This is a genomic window from Blautia sp. HCN-20427, assembly GCF_037890365.1.
Taxonomy (GTDB): Bacteria; Bacillota; Clostridia; order Lachnospirales; family Lachnospiraceae; genus Blautia.
Genome location: NZ_JBBKBX010000005.1, coordinates 78,273 through 96,755 on the forward strand (window position 1 = coordinate 78,273; position 18,483 = coordinate 96,755).

The 18,483-nt window shown below is 42.5% G+C and carries 13 protein-coding genes; all 13 read right to left on the bottom strand.

From position 1 onward, the window contains the following. Positions 1 to 195 precede the first annotated feature (195 nt). Entirely contained in the window at positions 196 to 450 is a 255-nt protein-coding gene (locus tag WKT17_RS04500; RefSeq protein WP_227159868.1) for a flagellar export protein FliJ, read from the bottom strand. 63 nt (positions 451 to 513) lie between these two features. Continuing rightward, positions 514 to 1,122 (bottom strand): septation protein SpoVG family protein, encoded by a 609-nt coding sequence (locus WKT17_RS04505; protein ID WP_055056105.1) that lies wholly within the window; start codon positions 1,120 to 1,122, stop codon positions 514 to 516. Positions 1,123 to 1,153: 31 nt separating this feature from the next. Next, a complete protein-coding gene (locus WKT17_RS04510) occupies positions 1,154 to 8,041 on the bottom strand; it encodes an N-6 DNA methylase (RefSeq protein WP_242999507.1) in 6,888 nt (2,295 codons plus the stop codon). Further along, on the bottom strand, positions 8,038 to 8,244 hold the full coding sequence (locus tag WKT17_RS04515; protein ID WP_055056107.1) for a DpnD/PcfM family protein: 207 nt from the start codon (positions 8,242 to 8,244) through the stop codon (positions 8,038 to 8,040). Before WKT17_RS04515 ends, WKT17_RS04510 begins: the two co-directional genes overlap by 4 nt. 12 nt (positions 8,245 to 8,256) lie before the next feature. After that, positions 8,257 to 10,353, bottom strand: coding sequence for a C40 family peptidase (locus tag WKT17_RS04520; protein ID WP_118697761.1), 2,097 nt, complete (start codon positions 10,351 to 10,353; stop codon positions 8,257 to 8,259). Further along, positions 10,343 to 10,804 (bottom strand): hypothetical protein, encoded by a 462-nt coding sequence (locus WKT17_RS04525; protein ID WP_118697762.1) that lies wholly within the window; start codon positions 10,802 to 10,804, stop codon positions 10,343 to 10,345. The genes WKT17_RS04520 and WKT17_RS04525 overlap by 11 nt, the downstream gene beginning before the upstream one ends. Positions 10,805 to 10,867: 63 nt before the next feature. Continuing rightward, positions 10,868 to 11,725: a phosphoadenosine phosphosulfate reductase family protein gene (locus WKT17_RS04530; protein ID WP_118697763.1), complete on the bottom strand. Its 858-nt coding sequence runs from the start codon at positions 11,723 to 11,725 to the stop codon at positions 10,868 to 10,870. 107 nt (positions 11,726 to 11,832) lie between these two features. Then, complete coding sequence (locus tag WKT17_RS04535) at positions 11,833 to 13,173, bottom strand: LPD25 domain-containing protein (protein ID WP_117467690.1); 1,341 nt, start codon at positions 13,171 to 13,173, stop codon at positions 11,833 to 11,835. 83 nt (positions 13,174 to 13,256) lie between these two features. Continuing rightward, positions 13,257 to 13,622, bottom strand: a complete 366-nt coding sequence (locus WKT17_RS04540; protein ID WP_021650936.1) for a type II toxin-antitoxin system RnlB family antitoxin — start codon at positions 13,620 to 13,622, stop codon at positions 13,257 to 13,259. A gap of 25 nt (positions 13,623 to 13,647) precedes the next feature. Then, positions 13,648 to 15,087: a ribonuclease H1 domain-containing protein gene (locus WKT17_RS04545; protein ID WP_021650937.1), complete on the bottom strand. Its 1,440-nt coding sequence runs from the start codon at positions 15,085 to 15,087 to the stop codon at positions 13,648 to 13,650. A gap of 168 nt (positions 15,088 to 15,255) precedes the next feature. Then, a complete protein-coding gene (locus WKT17_RS04550) occupies positions 15,256 to 15,777 on the bottom strand; it encodes a JAB domain-containing protein (RefSeq protein ID WP_055173282.1) in 522 nt (173 codons plus the stop codon). Next, positions 15,761 to 15,883: a hypothetical protein gene (locus WKT17_RS04555; protein WP_255610470.1), complete on the bottom strand. Its 123-nt coding sequence runs from the start codon at positions 15,881 to 15,883 to the stop codon at positions 15,761 to 15,763. The genes WKT17_RS04550 and WKT17_RS04555 overlap by 17 nt, the downstream gene beginning before the upstream one ends. 173 nt (positions 15,884 to 16,056) lie before the next feature. Next, positions 16,057 to 18,423 carry a VirB4-like conjugal transfer ATPase, CD1110 family gene (locus WKT17_RS04560; RefSeq protein ID WP_055173279.1) on the bottom strand — a complete coding sequence of 789 codons (2,367 nt, stop codon included), beginning with the start codon at positions 18,421 to 18,423 and terminating at the stop codon, positions 16,057 to 16,059. Between the last annotated feature and the right edge of the window lie 60 nt (positions 18,424 to 18,483).

An 18,483-nucleotide genomic window follows, 5' to 3' on the forward strand; every position in this document is an offset into this window, starting at 1 on the left:
GGACTTCTTGTTTTCTCTGAAACCATTGATGTATTTCTTACCTCCCTGTGTTTATTCCTAATCCATATGTATTAGATGTTTTGTAGTATAGCACTCAATACAAATAATAGTTATTTTTGTCCACCAAATATTATTTTTATGACCACAAAAAATGCCGCTACAGGTTTATCACCCGTAACGGCATTTTCCTTTATTTTATTCCGCTTTTTCTTCATTACCGGATTTTAAATATGTCATGACCTCTTCCACTGTTTTTCCGGAAGCAAGTAAGGCGCTAAAGATTTCATCTTTCTGTTTATCTTCAATCTTCTTCCTAAGTTCTTTTGCTTTCAAACGCAGTTCTTTTAATTCTGCCTCTGTTGTTTTAATCTCCTGCTCTGTCTTCATAAGCATTTCTTCAAGAGAAAGATTCTCTACTTTTTTACGTCTTGGCATACTGTTTCCTCCCATGCTGATATCTCCTTCATTCTACCATTATTGTTCCAAAAATACCAGTCTTTTTATGAATCGCTCCTATCTCCCTCTTCGCTGCTGTTTCTGGCTTTTGGCATATTCCATCTTTTTATTGTATTCGTCCATGATTGCACTTTCCAGATCTGCCTTAAATTCTGCATTGACTGCATGGGCAATATCCTCCCTCTCTCCTTTTGCAGAATTTTTCTGAGGCATACCTACAAAAGTTTTTCCGTTCCATGCCTGGATCACATGAAGCTGCTGGATTGCCAATACGTCCTGCAGACGAATGGCTACATCTGCCTTAAATGTATCGCTTCCCTGTACCGGATTTACACTCAGATTGTAATACAGCTCTTCCTCTCCCCAACAGCCCTTACAGTCTGTTTTCGTTTCTGTCATATTCTCATAGGCTTCCCTTACGGTATCCAACACTTCCTTTTGAAATTCCTTATCCGTAAACCGGAAAAAAGGAACATACTCCCCTGTTTCATAATCTCTGTAACGGGGCATATCGAGATACAGATTTCCCTTCGAGGACTCTTTAATTGCAAGGCTTTTCACACAGAAGGCCTCATCAAAGGTAATGGTAGCAAATCCTTTCAGGTTATTGATTTTTCCTTCTTCCTGTTTCAATTCCGGTTTATATACTCTGATATTATATTCCATATTGTGATCTCCTTTTCTACTCTATTTTTCGTTACCGAACTGCTGTCTGGCATGGAAGATTTTTAGTTTCCTCCTGCACTTCCACACACTCCTCCTGGTCCTTGATTTCCAGTTCTGCATCAATCTCCATCTGCCGGGTAATATTCTCTTTTAAAAGCTCCTCATACGGGAAGGGCTTTTCATATTCCTGCTTTGCATTTTTTATCTCATTTTCGCAGGTCTTAATTTCTTTTTGAACGTCCTCCACTGCTTTATCAAGGGCATTCAAGCGGTTTTCTATACGGACCATGTTACCGGAGTCACTGCTTTTTAACTCCACACTATACTCCTTCTCTCCCTGAAGGAACAAGATCGGTCCCAGCATATCATTTTGGACAGATACCTGAAACCCCTTATATATACCGACTTCGTGCCTGGTAAAAGCTGTTACCCCTTCTATAATCCCACGCAGAACTTCACCTGCTTCTTTGTGTTTTTCATAAACTTTTCCCTGCAGCGTGATTGCAAACCCCGGCTGTACTTCCATAGCCTGGTTCCTGCGCTCCAAATCCTTTTGAAGTAATTGCAGTTCTCCCTTCAGGCTTTGTATCCTTTTCGGATACTGGAAAGTGACCGCATCTTGCAGGGTAAACCGTTTCCCTTCATGTGCAGCTTTTAGAATTCTCAGACGTGCCACTTCATTATCTACTTGTATTTTTTCCATAATCAGGGGATTTTCAGAAGCTACCGCTTTAATCTCTGCAAAATTTAATACGGTTTCATCTATATCCTCACAGATCCTTGCCAGTTCCCGGCTGGTAAATACCTGGCTGATAAACCGCTGTTTTGTTTCTACAATGCCCCATAAATAAGCATCAAAAGAACCCTTTGTTACATAGCGGTAAATATTGACTTCCTCATTTTCATTCCCCTGGCGGATAATGCGCCCTTCCCGCTGTTCAATATCAGAAGGTTTCCAGGGGCAGTCGATATGATGAGCCGCCACCATTCTGGTCTGGATATTGGTTCCTACCCCCAGTTTTTCGGTACTTCCTATAATAATCCGTTTCCTTCCGGCTCTGACATCGGAAAACATACGGTCCCTCTGTTCATCTGTTTTTGCATCATGGATAAAACAGATTTCTTCCTCTGGAACACCTCTGGTAATCAGTTCCTGTTTTAAATAATCATAGACGGTAAACGCTTTCCCAGGTCCGGGTGTCCCAATATCCGAAAAAACAATCTGGGTTCCTTTCTGTTCCTGGGACTGTACATATTCCTGGTAAATGTTTTCTACTGCTTTATTCAGTTTGGAATCCGAATCTACCGGAGCATAACTGTCCAAAAGCCGGGGATCTGTACCCAAAAGCCTTGCTTCCCCGGTAATCCGGAGCATATTGTCGTCCTTTGGATCTACCACACCTCTATGGATTGCTTCTGCCCTTTCCACCATTTCCTGCATACGTTCTTTGACATAATCAGAGGCTTCCGATACTACAACCTTATATTTTCCGTCCTTTAATTCTGGCCGCTTAATATCTAGCATATCAGGCAGAATAATGTCTGCTACTTCTTTAAACAGGTGTATCAGTTCCGGCAGATTGATAAACTTATTAAACCTGGTCCGCATCCGGTAACCAGTACCTTCCGGTGCCAGTTCCAAAGAGCTGGTAACTTCCCCAAACACAGAAGCCCATGCATCAAAATGGTAAATCCCCTTTTCGTGAAGCCGCCTTTCCTGCAGATATAACTGCATCACATAAAGTTCCACCATTGAGTTTGACAGAGGGGTTCCCGTTGCCATAATGACGCCCCTTCCCTGATTTTTTTCGTTGATATACTGGATTTTCATACGCATATCCATAGCCCTCTGGGAACCGCTGGAACCCAGACCCGCAACATTGTTCATTTTCGTAAAAATTTCCAAGTTCTTGAACAGGTGCGCTTCATCTACAAATAAGGCATCTACGCCTGTTTCTTCAAAGTACATCACATCATCTTTGATTTCTTCATTGTTCAGTTCTTCGATTTTCTGCAACAGTTTTTTCTTTCTGCTTTCCATCTGCTTTATGGACCAGTTCTTTCCCTCTTCTTCCCTTGCCCGGTTAATGGCTTCTACCAGTTGCTCTGCCTGCTCTTCCATCATGGCTCTTTGCCGGTCAGGGGAAATGGCAATTCGTTGGAACTGAGTATGGCCAATAATAATACAGTCATAATCCCCTGTTGCCATTCTGGCAATCATACGCCTGCGGTTTTCCTTCTGAAAATCTTCTTTTCTGGTAATCAGGATCTTCGCATCTGGGTAGGCGCGCAAAAATTCTGCTCCCATCTGGAAGGTCAGGTGGTTCGGAACGGTAAGAAGGGGTTTCGTTGCCAGCCCCAGCCTCCTCATCTCCATACAGATGCAGATCATTTCCAGAGATTTACCAGCGCCTACCGTATGGGCAAGCAAGGTATTTCCTCCACACAGCAATGCCCTTGCCACAGCATTTTTCTGATAAGGACGCAGCTTTAGCAGAGGGTTCAGTCCCGGCAGTTTTAAATAAGAGCCATCATAGCTTCGTTGTCTGTCGCAGTTAAAGGTTTCATTGTAAAAATCCACATATTTTTTTCTGCGCTCCGGCTCCTTAAAAATCCAGTCCCGGAAGGCTTCTTTTATCTGCTCCGCCTTATCCCTGGCAAGCATGGTTTCCTTCCGATTAATCACATAACGCACCTTTTCCCCTTCCTGCACCCGGTCCCTTATGGTCACAATCCGGCTGTTTAACAGTTCCTCTATAATGCTGATCGCATCCATAAATCTTGTGCCATAGGTTTCCCTGGTACGAATGGTTCCTCCAAAAAAATTTCCCCTGTCAATATGGTAAGACATATCTGCATCTAAGCGCTCAATCTTGAGGGCATGGCCACTATGAGCGCAATAGTTTCTCTGGTTGCTCTCCGGGATTTCCAAAAGCTCATAGATAAACTGTTCGTAATCCTCATTTTCAATCCAGGTTGTTCCCAGTTTTACACTGATCTCAGGCGCTGTCAGTTCTTTTGGCTGTACCTTTTCCAGTGCTTCCACGTTGTCTACAAACAAGGGATTATTCTGCGCATAAATCCTAGCAGTACGGAGCTTCTGCCGCACATTGCCGCTTAAATACTCATCTGCGGTTTCCCACCCTGCATTGGGATCTTCTTCTTTTGCCAGTACCGGGTTCTGGTAGATTAACCCTTTTAATTCCTGGAGCATTTCTTTCCTGTTTCCCGGATAAAGAGAGAGCATATAGGGAATATCCACCCGGTTATATTCTGACAGACTGATATGCAATGCTTCCTGGGCATTTTCCACTTTGTCTATCACATCTCTGGGGCGTATGGTCCTTTTGTAAAAAATATCAGCTTTGGTTACATTTTTGTCCTCGTCAACCACTTCCAGGGAAGAAAGCAGGGGATAATCATTGTCCTGCCGGAACGCCATTTTATTTGTCCGGTCACAGAAATATCCATGCGTTTTCACAAAGGCATCATACAAACGGTTTAACTGTTCCTGTGCCTTTTTCAGTTCCTGGTCAGAACAATTTTCCTGCTGTATCTGTAAAATTTCACGCACCAGAAGGCGGATCTTATGCATGGCACGTATCCGACGCTTCACACTTTCCTTTACCTGGCTCCGGTATAAAGACTCCCCTTCCCGGTAATATACTTCGTCCTGTATCACCGTAAACGTATAATTAGGTATCTCTGGAGAAGCAACTAAGACGTCCTGCTCTTCCTTCTTTTTTTCTGCTATGCTTTCTTCATAACAGTTTTTAGGAAGCTCTCCAACTGCGTCCAAAATTCCTTTTTCCAGGTCAAAGTCTTCCGCTTCATTGACCAGGGCTGTATATTTGGAATCTTTCCCGAAAAACTGTTCAAACCAGACCATTTTCCCAAGCATCATTTCCGGGTGTTCCAGATAATACTCATTCACCGGCACCATGTCTTCTGTAAGCCCTGTATAAGTCCAGATCGGCTCCCCAATCGAAGGCTCTGCTTTTTTCTGAAAAAACAAAAGGTCACTGGTAACTGCGGTATTGGCGCTCTTTCCAAAAGAATCTGCCGGAAGCCGGACTGCCCCTAAAAGGTCTGCCTGTTCTGCCAGATTTTTTCTCACAGTGCTGTCATTTTTATCCAACGTTCCTTTTGAAGTTACCACTGCCAAAATGCCTCCTGGCCGAAGGAGGTCCAGGCTTTTCCGGATAAAATAATCATGGACTTTCAGCTTCATCTTTTTATATCGGGGATCATACAAGCGGAAGTCCCCAAAAGGCACGTTTCCCACAATCACATCAAAGCTGTTATCCTCAAATTCCGTTTTTTCAAATCCTTTGATCTGGATACTGGCTGAAGGGTGGAGCTTTTGTGCAATCCTTCCGCTTATGGCATCAATCTCCACACCATAAAGCTGGGATTTTTGCATATTTTCCGGAAGACCATGAAAAAAGTTTCCAATCCCCATAGCCGGTTCCAGAATTTTTCCCTTCTGGAATCCAAACTGCTCCAGGGCTTTATAAACACCCCGCACGACTTCCGGCGGCGTATAAAAAGAACTGTTGACACTGGCCCTTGCCTGGGCGTATTCTTCTGCGGTCAACAGTTCCTTCAATTCCTGATATTCTTTTTTCCACTCCGGGCGTTTACTGTTAAAAGCATTTGGCAACCCGCCCCACCCTACATACCCCGCAAGAATTTCCTGTTCTTCTTTTGTGGCATTTCTCTCTTCCTGCTCCAGTGTTTTTAAGATACGGATCGCCCGGATATTTTTCTGATACCGGCTTTTATCCCCACCGGTAAACTGAAGCCACCCTTCTGGGTAATAATAATCTCCGGCTTCTACCTTACCTTCTGTCTGGACAGAGGTTCTTCCTTCCTGCCAAAGCTCTTCTTTTTTAAGAATTTCGCTATATTCTTCCCATAATGCAGGAAACCAGGGAAGCAGACGGTACATATTCTTCTGCTGCTCTAAGGTTTCTGAATCTTCGGTATAGGCAATCTGGTCCTCCTCTGCCAGATGTGCAGTAAGCCCGCCAAACTGATCCCAGGAAAGTTCCTGCAGAAAATCTTGGCTTTCCGGCAGGGTGATCTTAATCCCATTTTCCTGAATACAAAGCTCATAGCTTCCATGTTCTGTCCGCACCAGATAATAAGGCTGGCCTTCCGGTACTTCCCGAAGCAAAAGCATCTTCAAAAAATGGTCTTTTTCTTCCGGTAGCTGATTAGTCGTATAGACCAGACAGAGCATTTTCTTTAAAATATCCGCCTGGATATTCTGTTTATAAAAGGCTATGCCAATCTCTTCTAATGGGATTGGTTCCTTTTCCTCAATCACTTCCTGCACTTTCTCTGGCTGTAAGGTTTCTTCCTCTGTTTCTTCCCCATTTTCTAAGGCTTCCTCCGATACAGATAACAAAGGAAGATAGGTCCCTTTTTCAATCCGTTTCCCAATTTCCAAAGAAACTTCGTCCCAGTACCAGAACGCCTCCTTCATGGAAGTTCCCTCACTCCAAAGAATATAAAAACCACTGGAACCGCTTTCTGCGGTCAGGATACCGTCTTTTGTATGGGCTTCTCTTTTTACATCTCCATACAATTCATAAAGATAGGCTTCCCGGTCTGTTTCCTCTGGATTGTTCCGGTAAAACTCATAAATTTTATATGGTATCTCCTGCCCTGTCATTTCCAGAAGGATTTTCTCTTTCTGCCAGTTTTCCGGCTGTGCAGGTTCTATCTCCCCAGACAGAAAAGGAACCGCCGAAGCAGTTCCTTTCTCTGTATCCTCTTCTGTTTTTTCCTGTTTTATCCGATCCTGGGGTGAATGATCTCCTCCATAACCTGTTTCTGCGCTTCCATGTCCGCCTGTATCCGAAGGTTGGTCATTTCCAACGTATTGTAAGGGTCGGTCCTGTCCTCTCTGGTCCAGGTCTTCAGAAGACTTTCTGCCAGTTTCTCGTGGTATTCCTCCGCTTCTGTCTGGATTTTCATAAGCCGCTCCATCAGTTTCCCGGACAGGAGCATCATTTCGTATTGTGCCTGGTCCGTTCTCTTCATTTCCTGTGCTGCGATCCTGCCGTAACGGTTCAGGGACGCCAGTATCTTCTCCTCGCTCATCACGCCCTCTAAGACTGGTATCTGTACGCCATTCATTTCCCTGTACTGGATTCCTGCGATCCCTTCCATAATACTGCCTCCTTTCAAGGTCTATGTTCTTCATGGTCCTTGCAATCTGTAACACAATCCGCCCAGATAAATGGGATACTAACCGTCCTGTCCGGTACAGAACCTCCTCATTCTCTGAAAAACCGCAGATAAAAGAAAAATCCAGGGTGTCATCTCGGATACCGCAGCGGCTTTCCACCGCATAACAGACACTGTTTACAAGAAACTCTGTAATCTGGTTTTCTTTTACCTCCTGTCCCTCTCCGGTAAGGACAGCCAGCTTCTGCAAGGATTTTAAAATTTCATATTCCTCTTCTATCATAAACCAAACAATTGTTCTTGTAAAGGCGTCTAAAGAATTTTTAAACTTTTTTTCCTGTTCGTAGATTTCCGGGAACAGCTCCCTTGCCAGCAGTCTGCGGTTTGTCCCATTCACCTGCCAGTTCCAGGGCCGGATTCCCTGTCCCTTTACATCTTGAATATCATAAACATGGGTAACTCCTTCCCCGAAAATTTTGGAAGGAAATACTGCAATTCCTTTACTTCCTCTGGCAACCGGCAAATCCATTTCCAGCCAGGCATCATATCCTGCAAGAACGGACGCATCTGGGCGCTGGGCATATACCATACAGGTATTTAAGAAGTCCAACTGATACAAGCGCCCCATGCAGGAAAGAAAATTTTTCCAGGAATCCTCCGACTCTGAAATCCAGTGTATGGTTTCCTCATACAGTTCCCGTACTTTTGTGATATGCTTCATCTGCTGTTCCTTCTTTCTTTTACAGGTACCAGTTCTTTTGCAGAAATATCACGATAGGAAAAATCATCTGCCCCCAGCACGATTTTTTCTGCATAATAATCTGCTTCTGCTTTTGCAGTTGCCTCCAGTTCATTCCTGCCCCGGTATCTTACTTTTTTCTCCAGGACTTCTGTTATGGTCACTTCATATTCTTTTTCGTCCATGCTTCTCCTTTCTTACTGCAAGCGGCTGGGTCTTCCATACAGCCCAATGTTCGACGGATTGAACGGGTCATTCACTACTCCACGTCTGCTGTTGGCTGCATGTACCATTCTGCCATTACCAACATAAATTGCCACATGGGAAATATTGCGGAACTGCCCATTCTGCTCATAAGAATAAAAAATCAGATCTCCCGGCTCCAGTTCGCCTTCTGTAACTTCCAACCCATGTGTTACCATAAATTCTCCCTGGGTAGAGGCAATCGCCGGAAGGGAAATGCCTACCTCCTGATACAACCGCTGTACCAGGGAACTGCAATCATAATATCCTTCCTCATACCGGTGTTCCTGACTGTATTTGCAGCCTACCTTCGTCAGTGCCAGATTTGCAACGTCACTTCCTACGCCAAAGGAAGGGATCTCATTTCGGAATTCCTCACTCATGACTTCCCTTAAAAGTTCTTCTTCTTTTTCGGTCAGCTTTCCAAGTGCAATATAGTCCTCATAATTCAGGTTCTTGACGTAGCAGCCCTTCTTTGTTACCGTAATCTCATTTTCGTCCCCATCTGCCAGAAACGCTTCAAAAGTCTGATGTCCCCAGGCAGACGCAGTTGCATGATCTGCACAGAAAACATCAAATTGTACCCCATACCGGTCAAATGCTCCGGTATCTTCTACGGTATATTCAATCCCGTTCATAATGATCCTGGTTCCCATAGGGACAAAGGGGTTTTGTGCATCTACTGCAATGGTATGGTCCGGTTTTGGCATGACACCGGAGGCTGTAGGTCCTCCTGCCCACTGTCCACAACAGATACTGCACTGGCAATAACCGCTGGTGACAACATTTCCCAGGCTTTCCCCTGCCTTTATGGTGGTGGTTATGGTCGTGTTTTCAAAACTGTTCATTTCATCAAAGATTTCCTTCAGCTTGTCCTTATGCCGCTGATCCATATCCACACCTATATCCCCGGTTCCATACTTCACCATATAAACCATTAAAGTATCATAGTAATTACTCACATAATTCCCGTTTTTCTCATGGAGATAGGTAACTGCCCCATCTTCCCCATTTTGTCCAAGTTTTGTATTAAAGTCCATGTAGTAACCGCTTAAAACTTCTCGGACGGTAGGGTTCTCCTCAGACGGATTTGGCATGAACGCACCAAGTGGCGAACAGTATAAGAGGAAAAAGATAATCACTACAGGGATTGCCACCACAAGAAGAATACTGAACAGCGGAGCCAAAAGCGCCCCGGCAAACTGGACCACCTTCAGCATAAACACAGAGGCTTTCATCTTTACAATATCTTTTGCCACCTGTGCCAAACTGTCCTGCTGCCCATTTCCGGTGAGCTTATTGATCATATACTGGATTTTTCTCTGCCGGACTGCCTGTTTTTTCTGTTTCTCCATCTGTTTCTTTTTCACTGTTCTTGTTTGTCTGTAAAACTGCTTATTGGTGATCTTCCCATCTGCCTGTTTTACCTTTAATTCCTGCTCTGCCTTTCTATAATTCCGATCCTTCCACAGCTTTTCTGCCGGTTTTGTTGCTGTCCCCATGACATAAAGGGAATCATTGACTTCCTCCCCGCCCTCTAACTGGGTCAATATAGCAGCCTCTCCCCGGCGTACCCCTTTTATGGCAGTCTGCTTCGCCAGGGAAGATTTTTTTGTTTCCGCCAGCTTTGCAGCCTGTTCCCTCCGATACTGTTCCTTCGCCTGGAAACCAGCAGAGGGCTGACTGTTTGGTGCTACCCCCTGTTTCATCTGATCCGGCTGTAAGGTTCCCGGTACAGATACGGTGCTTTTGGCCTTTCCATTTTGTTTTCTATCTTCTGCTGCTCCCCGGATTGCTGCCTCTTTCCCGGCTTGCTTTTTCTTTTCCTTTTGTTTTTCAAACAGCGCTTCTCTGCCCTGCTTCGGCTGTTTCCCTTTTTCTGCCCCTTCTTTTTTCTTTCTCTGCCCTAAAAGATCGGCCACCGGCTTAGAGGTAAAAGCAGCTTTCTTTTCCTTTGCAGATAAAATAGGATTTTTCTTATGCACCGTCACCTGGGCTTCTTTTTTTAATTTCAGCTCCGGCTCTTTTTCTTTTTTTTCCTTAATCTCCAAAGCAGTCCCCCTCTCCGGGGTTTAATTCTTCTGCCTGATACCAGAGCGCCTGAAACAGATACCCCTGTTCCTTTTCTCTGGGTGGTGGACCGTACTCCTTTTCCAATTCCTGAAAGGCTTCCATAAGGTTTCCGGAAAATTCCTGGTAATCATCTTCTGTCAGGATATATTTTTCACTGAACAGTACCTGCTCCAATTCCCCCACTTCTACCAAATGGTCTATGTCTTCCGGGGAAAGTGGCGGTCCCAGTCTGTCATAAGTCTTTTCTTTCAGGTAGGAAAACTGATAAAGTTCCGTCTGCTGCGGTAAAACCTTCTCCTTACTGCCATCAAAGAGCAAAAAAATAGCTTCCGCTTTTAAGAAAACGGAAACCTCAGCTTGCTCACCATATTTTAGTGCCTGCTCCTTAGAAGGAAACTCCAGCCAGTCCGGAATACGGATTTCCAGCATCCAGGCTTCATACTGCAGTCCAAAAGATAATTGATATTTTGCGATAATTCCTCCTCCCTTCCACTACAAATAGTCATAATAAATCTCATTGGTATCTTCATGAAAGGACAATTCATACTGTCCGGGGATACCAGGATCCTCCATCCACCAACGGAAAAAAGCATCTACATCTGACCATAAGCGGGAATTGCACTGCCTTCCTGCAGCTTTCCTTAACTCCAGCATTTTAGCAAAAGCCCGCCGGTAAGCCCTCTCATAGGTCGGGAAGATGCGGAACTCCCGGTATCTTTGTTTTCCTGCCATAGGACAGCCTACACAGCCAACCCAGTGAAATCCCATTTCGTAAAGAGGGTTCATGGGTATTTTCTCTGCCTGGATATACTCCCAGACCTGCTGGTCACTCCAGTCAACAATGGGATTGCATACGTGTTTGCCCCTTGACAGGCATGATTCAAAGAGTCGCCTGGTATCATCATTATCATTATTTAAAATAATGGCACGTTTTTTTCCATTTGGGACAAAGTTTTCATAAATCCCCCTGTTTTTCCTCCGCTTTCGGCTTTCTGCCCACCGGACACCTGTGGTGATAAAACGCCCAGCCCCACCATTTTCTTTTAGAACCTCACAACAATACCGGATAGTCCTGGTAGGAGGGATCATTTTCATGGGGATCAGGCTCCACATAGTTATCCGCTGCCCTTTATAGTAAGGTTTATTGATACTACAAGTTATACCGGCCTGTTCTGCCTTCTGAAACTGTTCCCTCACATAATAAATAGTCTGTGGGGCATCTGCAGTAGTCAGGTTGTGCATCAGTTCAAATGGCACGCCGGAACGCCGTACCAGTTCCCTGCATACGGCGCTGTCTTTTCCTCCACTGTCCGTCACTACCAAAGAAAGCCCATAATGTTGCAGGGACATCTGGCTGGCAGTGCGGATACGTTCTATTGCTGTTTTTTCTAAATCCAATTTTTTTCAGGAGGGAAGATATCTTTTACATGGCCAAAACTCCGCCTCCTTTCCTAATTTTATCTGCCGCCCCTTTTTGGCGGCTCATATCCATTTGCTGCATACGCTTCTACGGTCATACCGTATGACTCTGCTTCCTGTCGTATCTCTTCCATAACCTGTTCTTTGTATGATTTATCCGGACAGGCAGTTGCAAAATCCCGGATATCCGGCATACAAGGCAGCTCCTTCCCTGTATTTAATGCAATCCTGCTTTCCCGGATATAGGCAAGCATGGCTTCCTGATATGCTTTTCGTGATGCGTCCCCCTGCGTCAGTAAAGGGACTTTCTTTTCTATTTCCTGTTCTTCCAGAACCGCTGTTTCCAGTTTTTCCAGGTTGCAGAAATACTGAAGGGTAGGAAGCATCTCCTCCAGTACCCATCTCATTTGCTGTTGTTCATGTTCCCATTCTTCTGTTGTCCTGGCGGTCTGTTTCATAAGCTGCTGCCCTTCTTCTGTATGGAGATAATAATCTGCAAATGCTTTTACATGATCCAGCAGATTTCCTTCCCCGTCACCAAAATCCTGGCGCCCGGTATAAGACATGACTTCCCCCTCTGAGAGAAAACAGATTTCAAAATGTGTTTTGTAATAACCTGCCATATCTTTCTCTTCCACTGCCTGCCGATCCAGCTTTCCGAACAATTCTACCGCTTGATTTAATGGCATGGCTTCTTCCAATGGAATGTCCGGGTGTTCACTGATCCGCACATACACAAAGGGTTTCAAGTCCACCGGCGGAATAAGTTTTACCTGTTCCAGTGTTGTCTTTAGCTTGTCTGCCTGTTCTTTCAACTCTGATTTCTGCTCAAATATCTTGCTTCCCAGCCACCTGCTGTATTCCTCTTTTCCGTCTTGACATAAGGCTTTCCATATAATAGCTTCCTTATGTTCTGCTTCTTTCGGATAAAAGGTATGGTAAAAATCAGGGTCAAGATTTTTTTCCAGTTTAATCATTTCATCTGCAAAAACAGTAGCCTCCAAGGTTTTCTCTGTTAAAAGCCCTTTGGTATCAATGACTTTTGTTTCCGGAAGATAAGCACTCAGTTCCCTGGCAGCTATAAAAACCTCTGGGTATTGGTTTTGATCATAGATATCTCTCAAAAGATCCACATCCAACTCCCCGTTATAAACCAGGGAAAATTCCAATGGAATACCATCTTCTTCCTCCACATGAAGCCCAATTCCTTTTCCTGCATTCAACCTTTCAGAAGGAATACTCTGATAGATCTTTACTGCCTCTTCTGCACTGTGGATATCCTCCCTGTATTCTCCATAGCGGTTAAATTCCATACATTCTGCCACATAATACGTTGTCAAACGTCCGGTGGCATTCTCGCCCATCTCACCTTTTTCCACGTAGCAATACCTCCTTTTTATGCACAAAAAAAGCACTACCGTTTTTAGCGATAATGCTCTTTGTGTTACTTCTTATTTTCTTTTTAAATGATACAGCCATGCTCAATCAGCTTCTGCTGTCTGGTCGTTAAAATAGAATATTCAAGGCTTTCCCTGTCTTGATGCAAGTAAAAACAAACAGGTTCCCTTAATTTGCTCTTTTTCGGAACAAGCTCAAAGGCAAATTGCCCACTGTCAAACCGGGCACCATCAAAGTATCCCTGAATAAACCGTTCTTCCGTATTCCCACTATGTAGCAATTCATCAATCATTACTACACCGATATAGTGTTTTTCCCTTAGCGAAGCCTCAATCTCTGCAAGGTAATCAAAAGGAGGCTCGCTAGTCTTCATAACCACAAGAATATTTTCTTTTTCTTCACTTATCACAATCATATCAAAGTTATTCATCTAACTTACTCCTTTCTCCTAATTTCTAAATCACTTCATAATATTCATCAATAATCGCCAATGCTCTTTTAATCAAATCATGAGCACCTTTTATATCCAGCATCTTTGTAGTATCAATTGGTGCTGTAGGGTCATCCCAATGTTCTATTGGATGGCGATTGCTGTTATAAAACGTATAAATATTTCCAATATACTTTACCTGCTCAGGCTTTGCATTTCCATATCTCTCTGGTTTCAGCTTATATTTTACACCTATTTTATCAAACATATCAAAATGATTTTCTTTGATGTACTGCGCATTTGGTATAATACCACATTCTATTAATGCTATTTTTAATTGTGCTTCTACAACACGAATTGCCGGCTGAGCCAAATATGTTCCATCAAACATATCATCTGTGACCTTTAAATTATACACAGCCTGATGAAGAGATCTTTCCATTTTCTTAGACGGTAGCTTATCATAAGCATTTGGCATATAAAACTGAAATTCAGAGCGAACCTCGTCTTTATCTATGTTAAGATTATATGTGTCATTAAAAATTTTAGGAATTTCTTCTACTTCTATTAATTCAGTAATATATCCAATAATAGTAGAAAATAACACTTCTGGTCTTCCTTGCATTACTACTTTATTATGCTTTTGATAATGTGTCACAACTACTCTATCTTTACTTTTGTTACATTTTAAAGAAACTGCTTTTCCATGAGCAATCTTTTTTTCATCTATAATTAGATTGTCTTTTCCAATTTCATCAACAGCAAGTGCTATAACTGTTGACAAATCTTCATCTGAAATTCCCTCAACTGTAAACCAAAAATCGCCTCTTTTAACTTTAGGAATCCCATTACCTTCTGTTAAAGCAGCTTTGGCTAATTTATCTGCTTCTTCATTATAATGATCTCCAGAATGAGCTTTTACCTTTTGATAAGAAATTTTTAGAATATCTGATTTACTCTTCATAAAATTTGCATATTTCTGAGTAAGTGTATTCTTTGCCTTCCATTCTCCTTGAGCCCACTTTTCAATTCCTTCATAATCATAACGAAGTTCTAAGTTATGATAACCATTCTTAATTGCCCATTGTACTGCATACATAGCACCAAGCATTTCACCAGCAACATTTCTAATTGCTAAAGAGTCCGGTTCATTTCCATTTCCTGATTCTCTAATAGTTTCTCCTCTTGGTGTAAGAATAATACACCCAAAAGCATATTTTCCTATTTTCTCATCAAAACTACCATCTACATATACAACTAACTGGTTTGTTGTGTTCTCTTCTATATCTACTTTTTTAATTTCTTGTATCCTATTCTCTAAATAGTTTTTCGCTTCCTCTTCTGTTTCAAAACCTTTATACTCTGCTCCCGGATATCCACTTACCGACTCTTTACACTCATTCCATGAATAAAACAAACCGGTTTGCTTACCCTTTTTTACAGCATAAACTTTTTTCTTTGCCATGTATACTCCTTCAAGATTTGGGATTATAGCATAATACAACCTGTTCGTCAAGAATTTTATGTTTACACTTTGACGATATTTGTCTATTTAGCTACTTTTATTTTCTGTTTCTTATTTTATTATACATGTTCTGTCAAAACCAGTCAATGTATTTCACTGTTGCAATAATTAATGTACCTTCTCTTTCTCACTCTTTACATAAGGAAGAGATTGCTCTGCTGCTACTTCTTCCATTTGAAAGTATTCTGGCAGTATGTTTTCTTCCCTGAAACTAAAATACCGGTTCTCAGCCACCACGATATGATCCAACACCTCAATCCCCATAAGATTGCCGGCTTCTGCCAATCGCTTTGTCACTTCTATATCATGCCTGCTTGGTTCTGGATCACCGGAAGGGTGGTTATGTGCCAAAATGATACTGCTGGCATTGGATAAAATCGCAGATTTGAATACTTCTCTTGGGTGAACCAGTACACTATTTAACGTTCCCATACCTACTACGTTGACATTAATAACCTGGTTTTTTGTCCGAAGGTTTAAAATACAGAACATTTCCCGGTCACAATCTTTTAAAAAATCCTGAAAGAGTTCTGCCACATCACAGGGATTTTTTAATTCTTTACTACTGTATAGAGGAGGTTCTTCCACCAGGCGTATACTTACCACATCTATTTTATGTGTCTTCTCCATGTTCTTCCTTTCCAAAACAAATCTCCAGCATAATTCCCTCCGGCAGATTTTTTAAAAGTCTTTCCAACTGTTCTAAATTCATTTCTATTTGATATGTTTCAGCCATTCTGCCACCTTTCCCATGATATACAAAAAGAGTGCCTGATAAAAGAACTGCACTCTTTTTGTCCTATCCTTTTTCTACTTTACCGACTTATAATTTTTGCTGTTGCCTAATTTTTTCTCGTCTGTCATACCTTTTCCTTTACAGATAAAAGAAAAAGTTCCTTTCAGATTACATTACTCCTGCTTTGTCTGCAACGCCTTTTCGTGAAGGTTGGTATTGAAAAGCGCATACAGCGGATTGGCTTCTTTTTCCATACGGTTATCAAATGGAATACAGGTATTTCCATACTTAATGATCCCCGTACCGGAAGGAGAATTATCTACATATTTTAATTGTGCTTCTGGAATTCCTGCTGCAGTGGATAATTCCTGACTGTCTACATTGGACTGCTTTAACAGGGCAATAAACTCACTGTTCCCCAGCATGGTCATGGCTGTATAGTTCTGCAGCATATCAACCAAATTTTGGGTGATTCCTGTGCATAGTCCCCCTTGCTTCCTCACTTTTTTCCAGAGGCTGAACAAAAATTTCGCACTATACTCCCGGTCAAGAACCGTATGGAACTCATCTATATAAAGCCAGGTTGCCCTTCCTTTCTTTGCGTTTTCTGCAATCCTGGCACTGATATTTTCCAGCATGACCAGAGTGGAAATGGCTCCCAGCTCTTTCCCCAGGTCCCTGGTACCATAGACAATGAACCTTGCCTGTACATTCACATTGGTATGGTTATTGAAAATATTTAAAGAGCCATTTACAAACAGCTCCAACGATAAAGCAATGTCCTTTGCCTCTTCTTCTGGCTGCTCCAACAATAACTCATAAAATTCTGACATGGTAGGGATATGCTTTTCCCTTGCCTTTGCAATGTCGATATACAGCTTTCGTACACAACGGTCTATAATGGATTTATGGCGGCTGTTTAGATTATCCCCGTAACATTGTTCACACAGCCCCAGCATAAATTCCCCTTTATCTCGGATATATCCCTGGGAATCGTTTAAATCCAGCGCCCAGACATCCATCTCCAAAGGATTGATGTAATTCTTTGTATAGGTAGACAGGTTAATGATTGCCGCCTGGTTTCCCAGGGCTTCTGCAATATCAAAATATTCCAGTGTCGGATCGATACAGATAATATCATCATCTGTTCCTAAGAACACCTGCAGCATTTCCGACTTACTGAAATAGGATTTTCCGGAGCCGGGGACACCGAATACCATTCCATTTCCATTTGCCAGTTTTTTCCGGTTTCCAATGCAAAGGTTATGAGAAACCTGGTTAATGCCATAGCAGACGCCGGACTTTTCGTTTAATTCCTGTACATTAAAGGGAAGAAGGGCTGCAATATCCCTGGTGAGCATGGTCCGCATTGTGCTGATCTGCCGGTTTCCCACTGGAAGTATGGTATTCATAGCTTCCCTCTGCTGATAATAGTGGGTTTCAATCTGGCACATGCGTCCATTGCCGATATTTTTAATGGTTTCGGTTACACTGTCTAACTCCTTCTTGTCCTCTGCCATGATCAAGAAATTAACCCCTGTATAAAACAGGTTCTGGTCATTTTCCCGCACGTCGTCCATAAGATTTACAATCTTCTCCTTCTGGACTTTCTTGATATGAGAAATGTCACTGGAAAAGTCGTTATTTTTATTACGGACTCTCTGCTGCTTTAAAATATCATTTTCAATGCCCAGATATTTCTTCTGAAGAACCTTATTTGCCAGTTCTTTTGGTACTGGTACAATGCAGATTGTAGTGATGCTATGAACCGGAAGACTGGTAATCTCATTTAAAAAGGTATCCGATAAAGAAGACGGATATTTTTTAATGAATAATGCCCTGCATTTTTTCCGTTCCGTTTCAAAATAACCTGGGTAAAACTGCATATACCCTGGTGAAATATCATTTTTAGGATCACCGCCCTTTTTTAACGCCTGTCTGAAATCAAAGGAGAATTGTTCTTCTTCCCCTATACGGTAAAAATTGAAAAGTACCCGCAGCCGCTCTTCTGCATTTAATTCTTCAATGCAGGAACCAAGTTCTCCAAAGTTCTGTTTTAAGGTAGCTTCAAAAGTGGCAAAAAATGCTTTTGCCTGTTCGTAGGATTTCCGTTCTACACATACAGTCAGCAGTTTTTCCTGCTCAATCCCCTGCCTTCCATCTACAATGCGCTTTTCAATAATCTGATTATAACTTCCACGCAGCCAGTTAAAACCATCTCCTTTTTCCTGGAAAAGTACATGCTCCCGGAAATCCTGCATATTTTTATTCCGATTAAAAATGGTAATAAGAAAATATATATCAATGGCATTTACCGTCTTACAATACTGCTTTAAAATCCGCATCTGTTCTTCTGCACCTGCGGTTACATAGTTAATATCCAAAAAACGGTATGTCCTGGAATATATCCCCTTCCCTACTTCAAAAATGCCATTTTCTGCAATTCTCCCAATCCCCATGACTTCCTGAAGATATTTCGGGGATTTTACTGCTTTATCTGCTTTTTTTAACTGGTCAAACTTATCTGAAAAAATTGACAATCTCTAATTTCCTCCTTTCAGGCAGATGGGACCACAAACACAGCAGCTTCCATCTGCCGC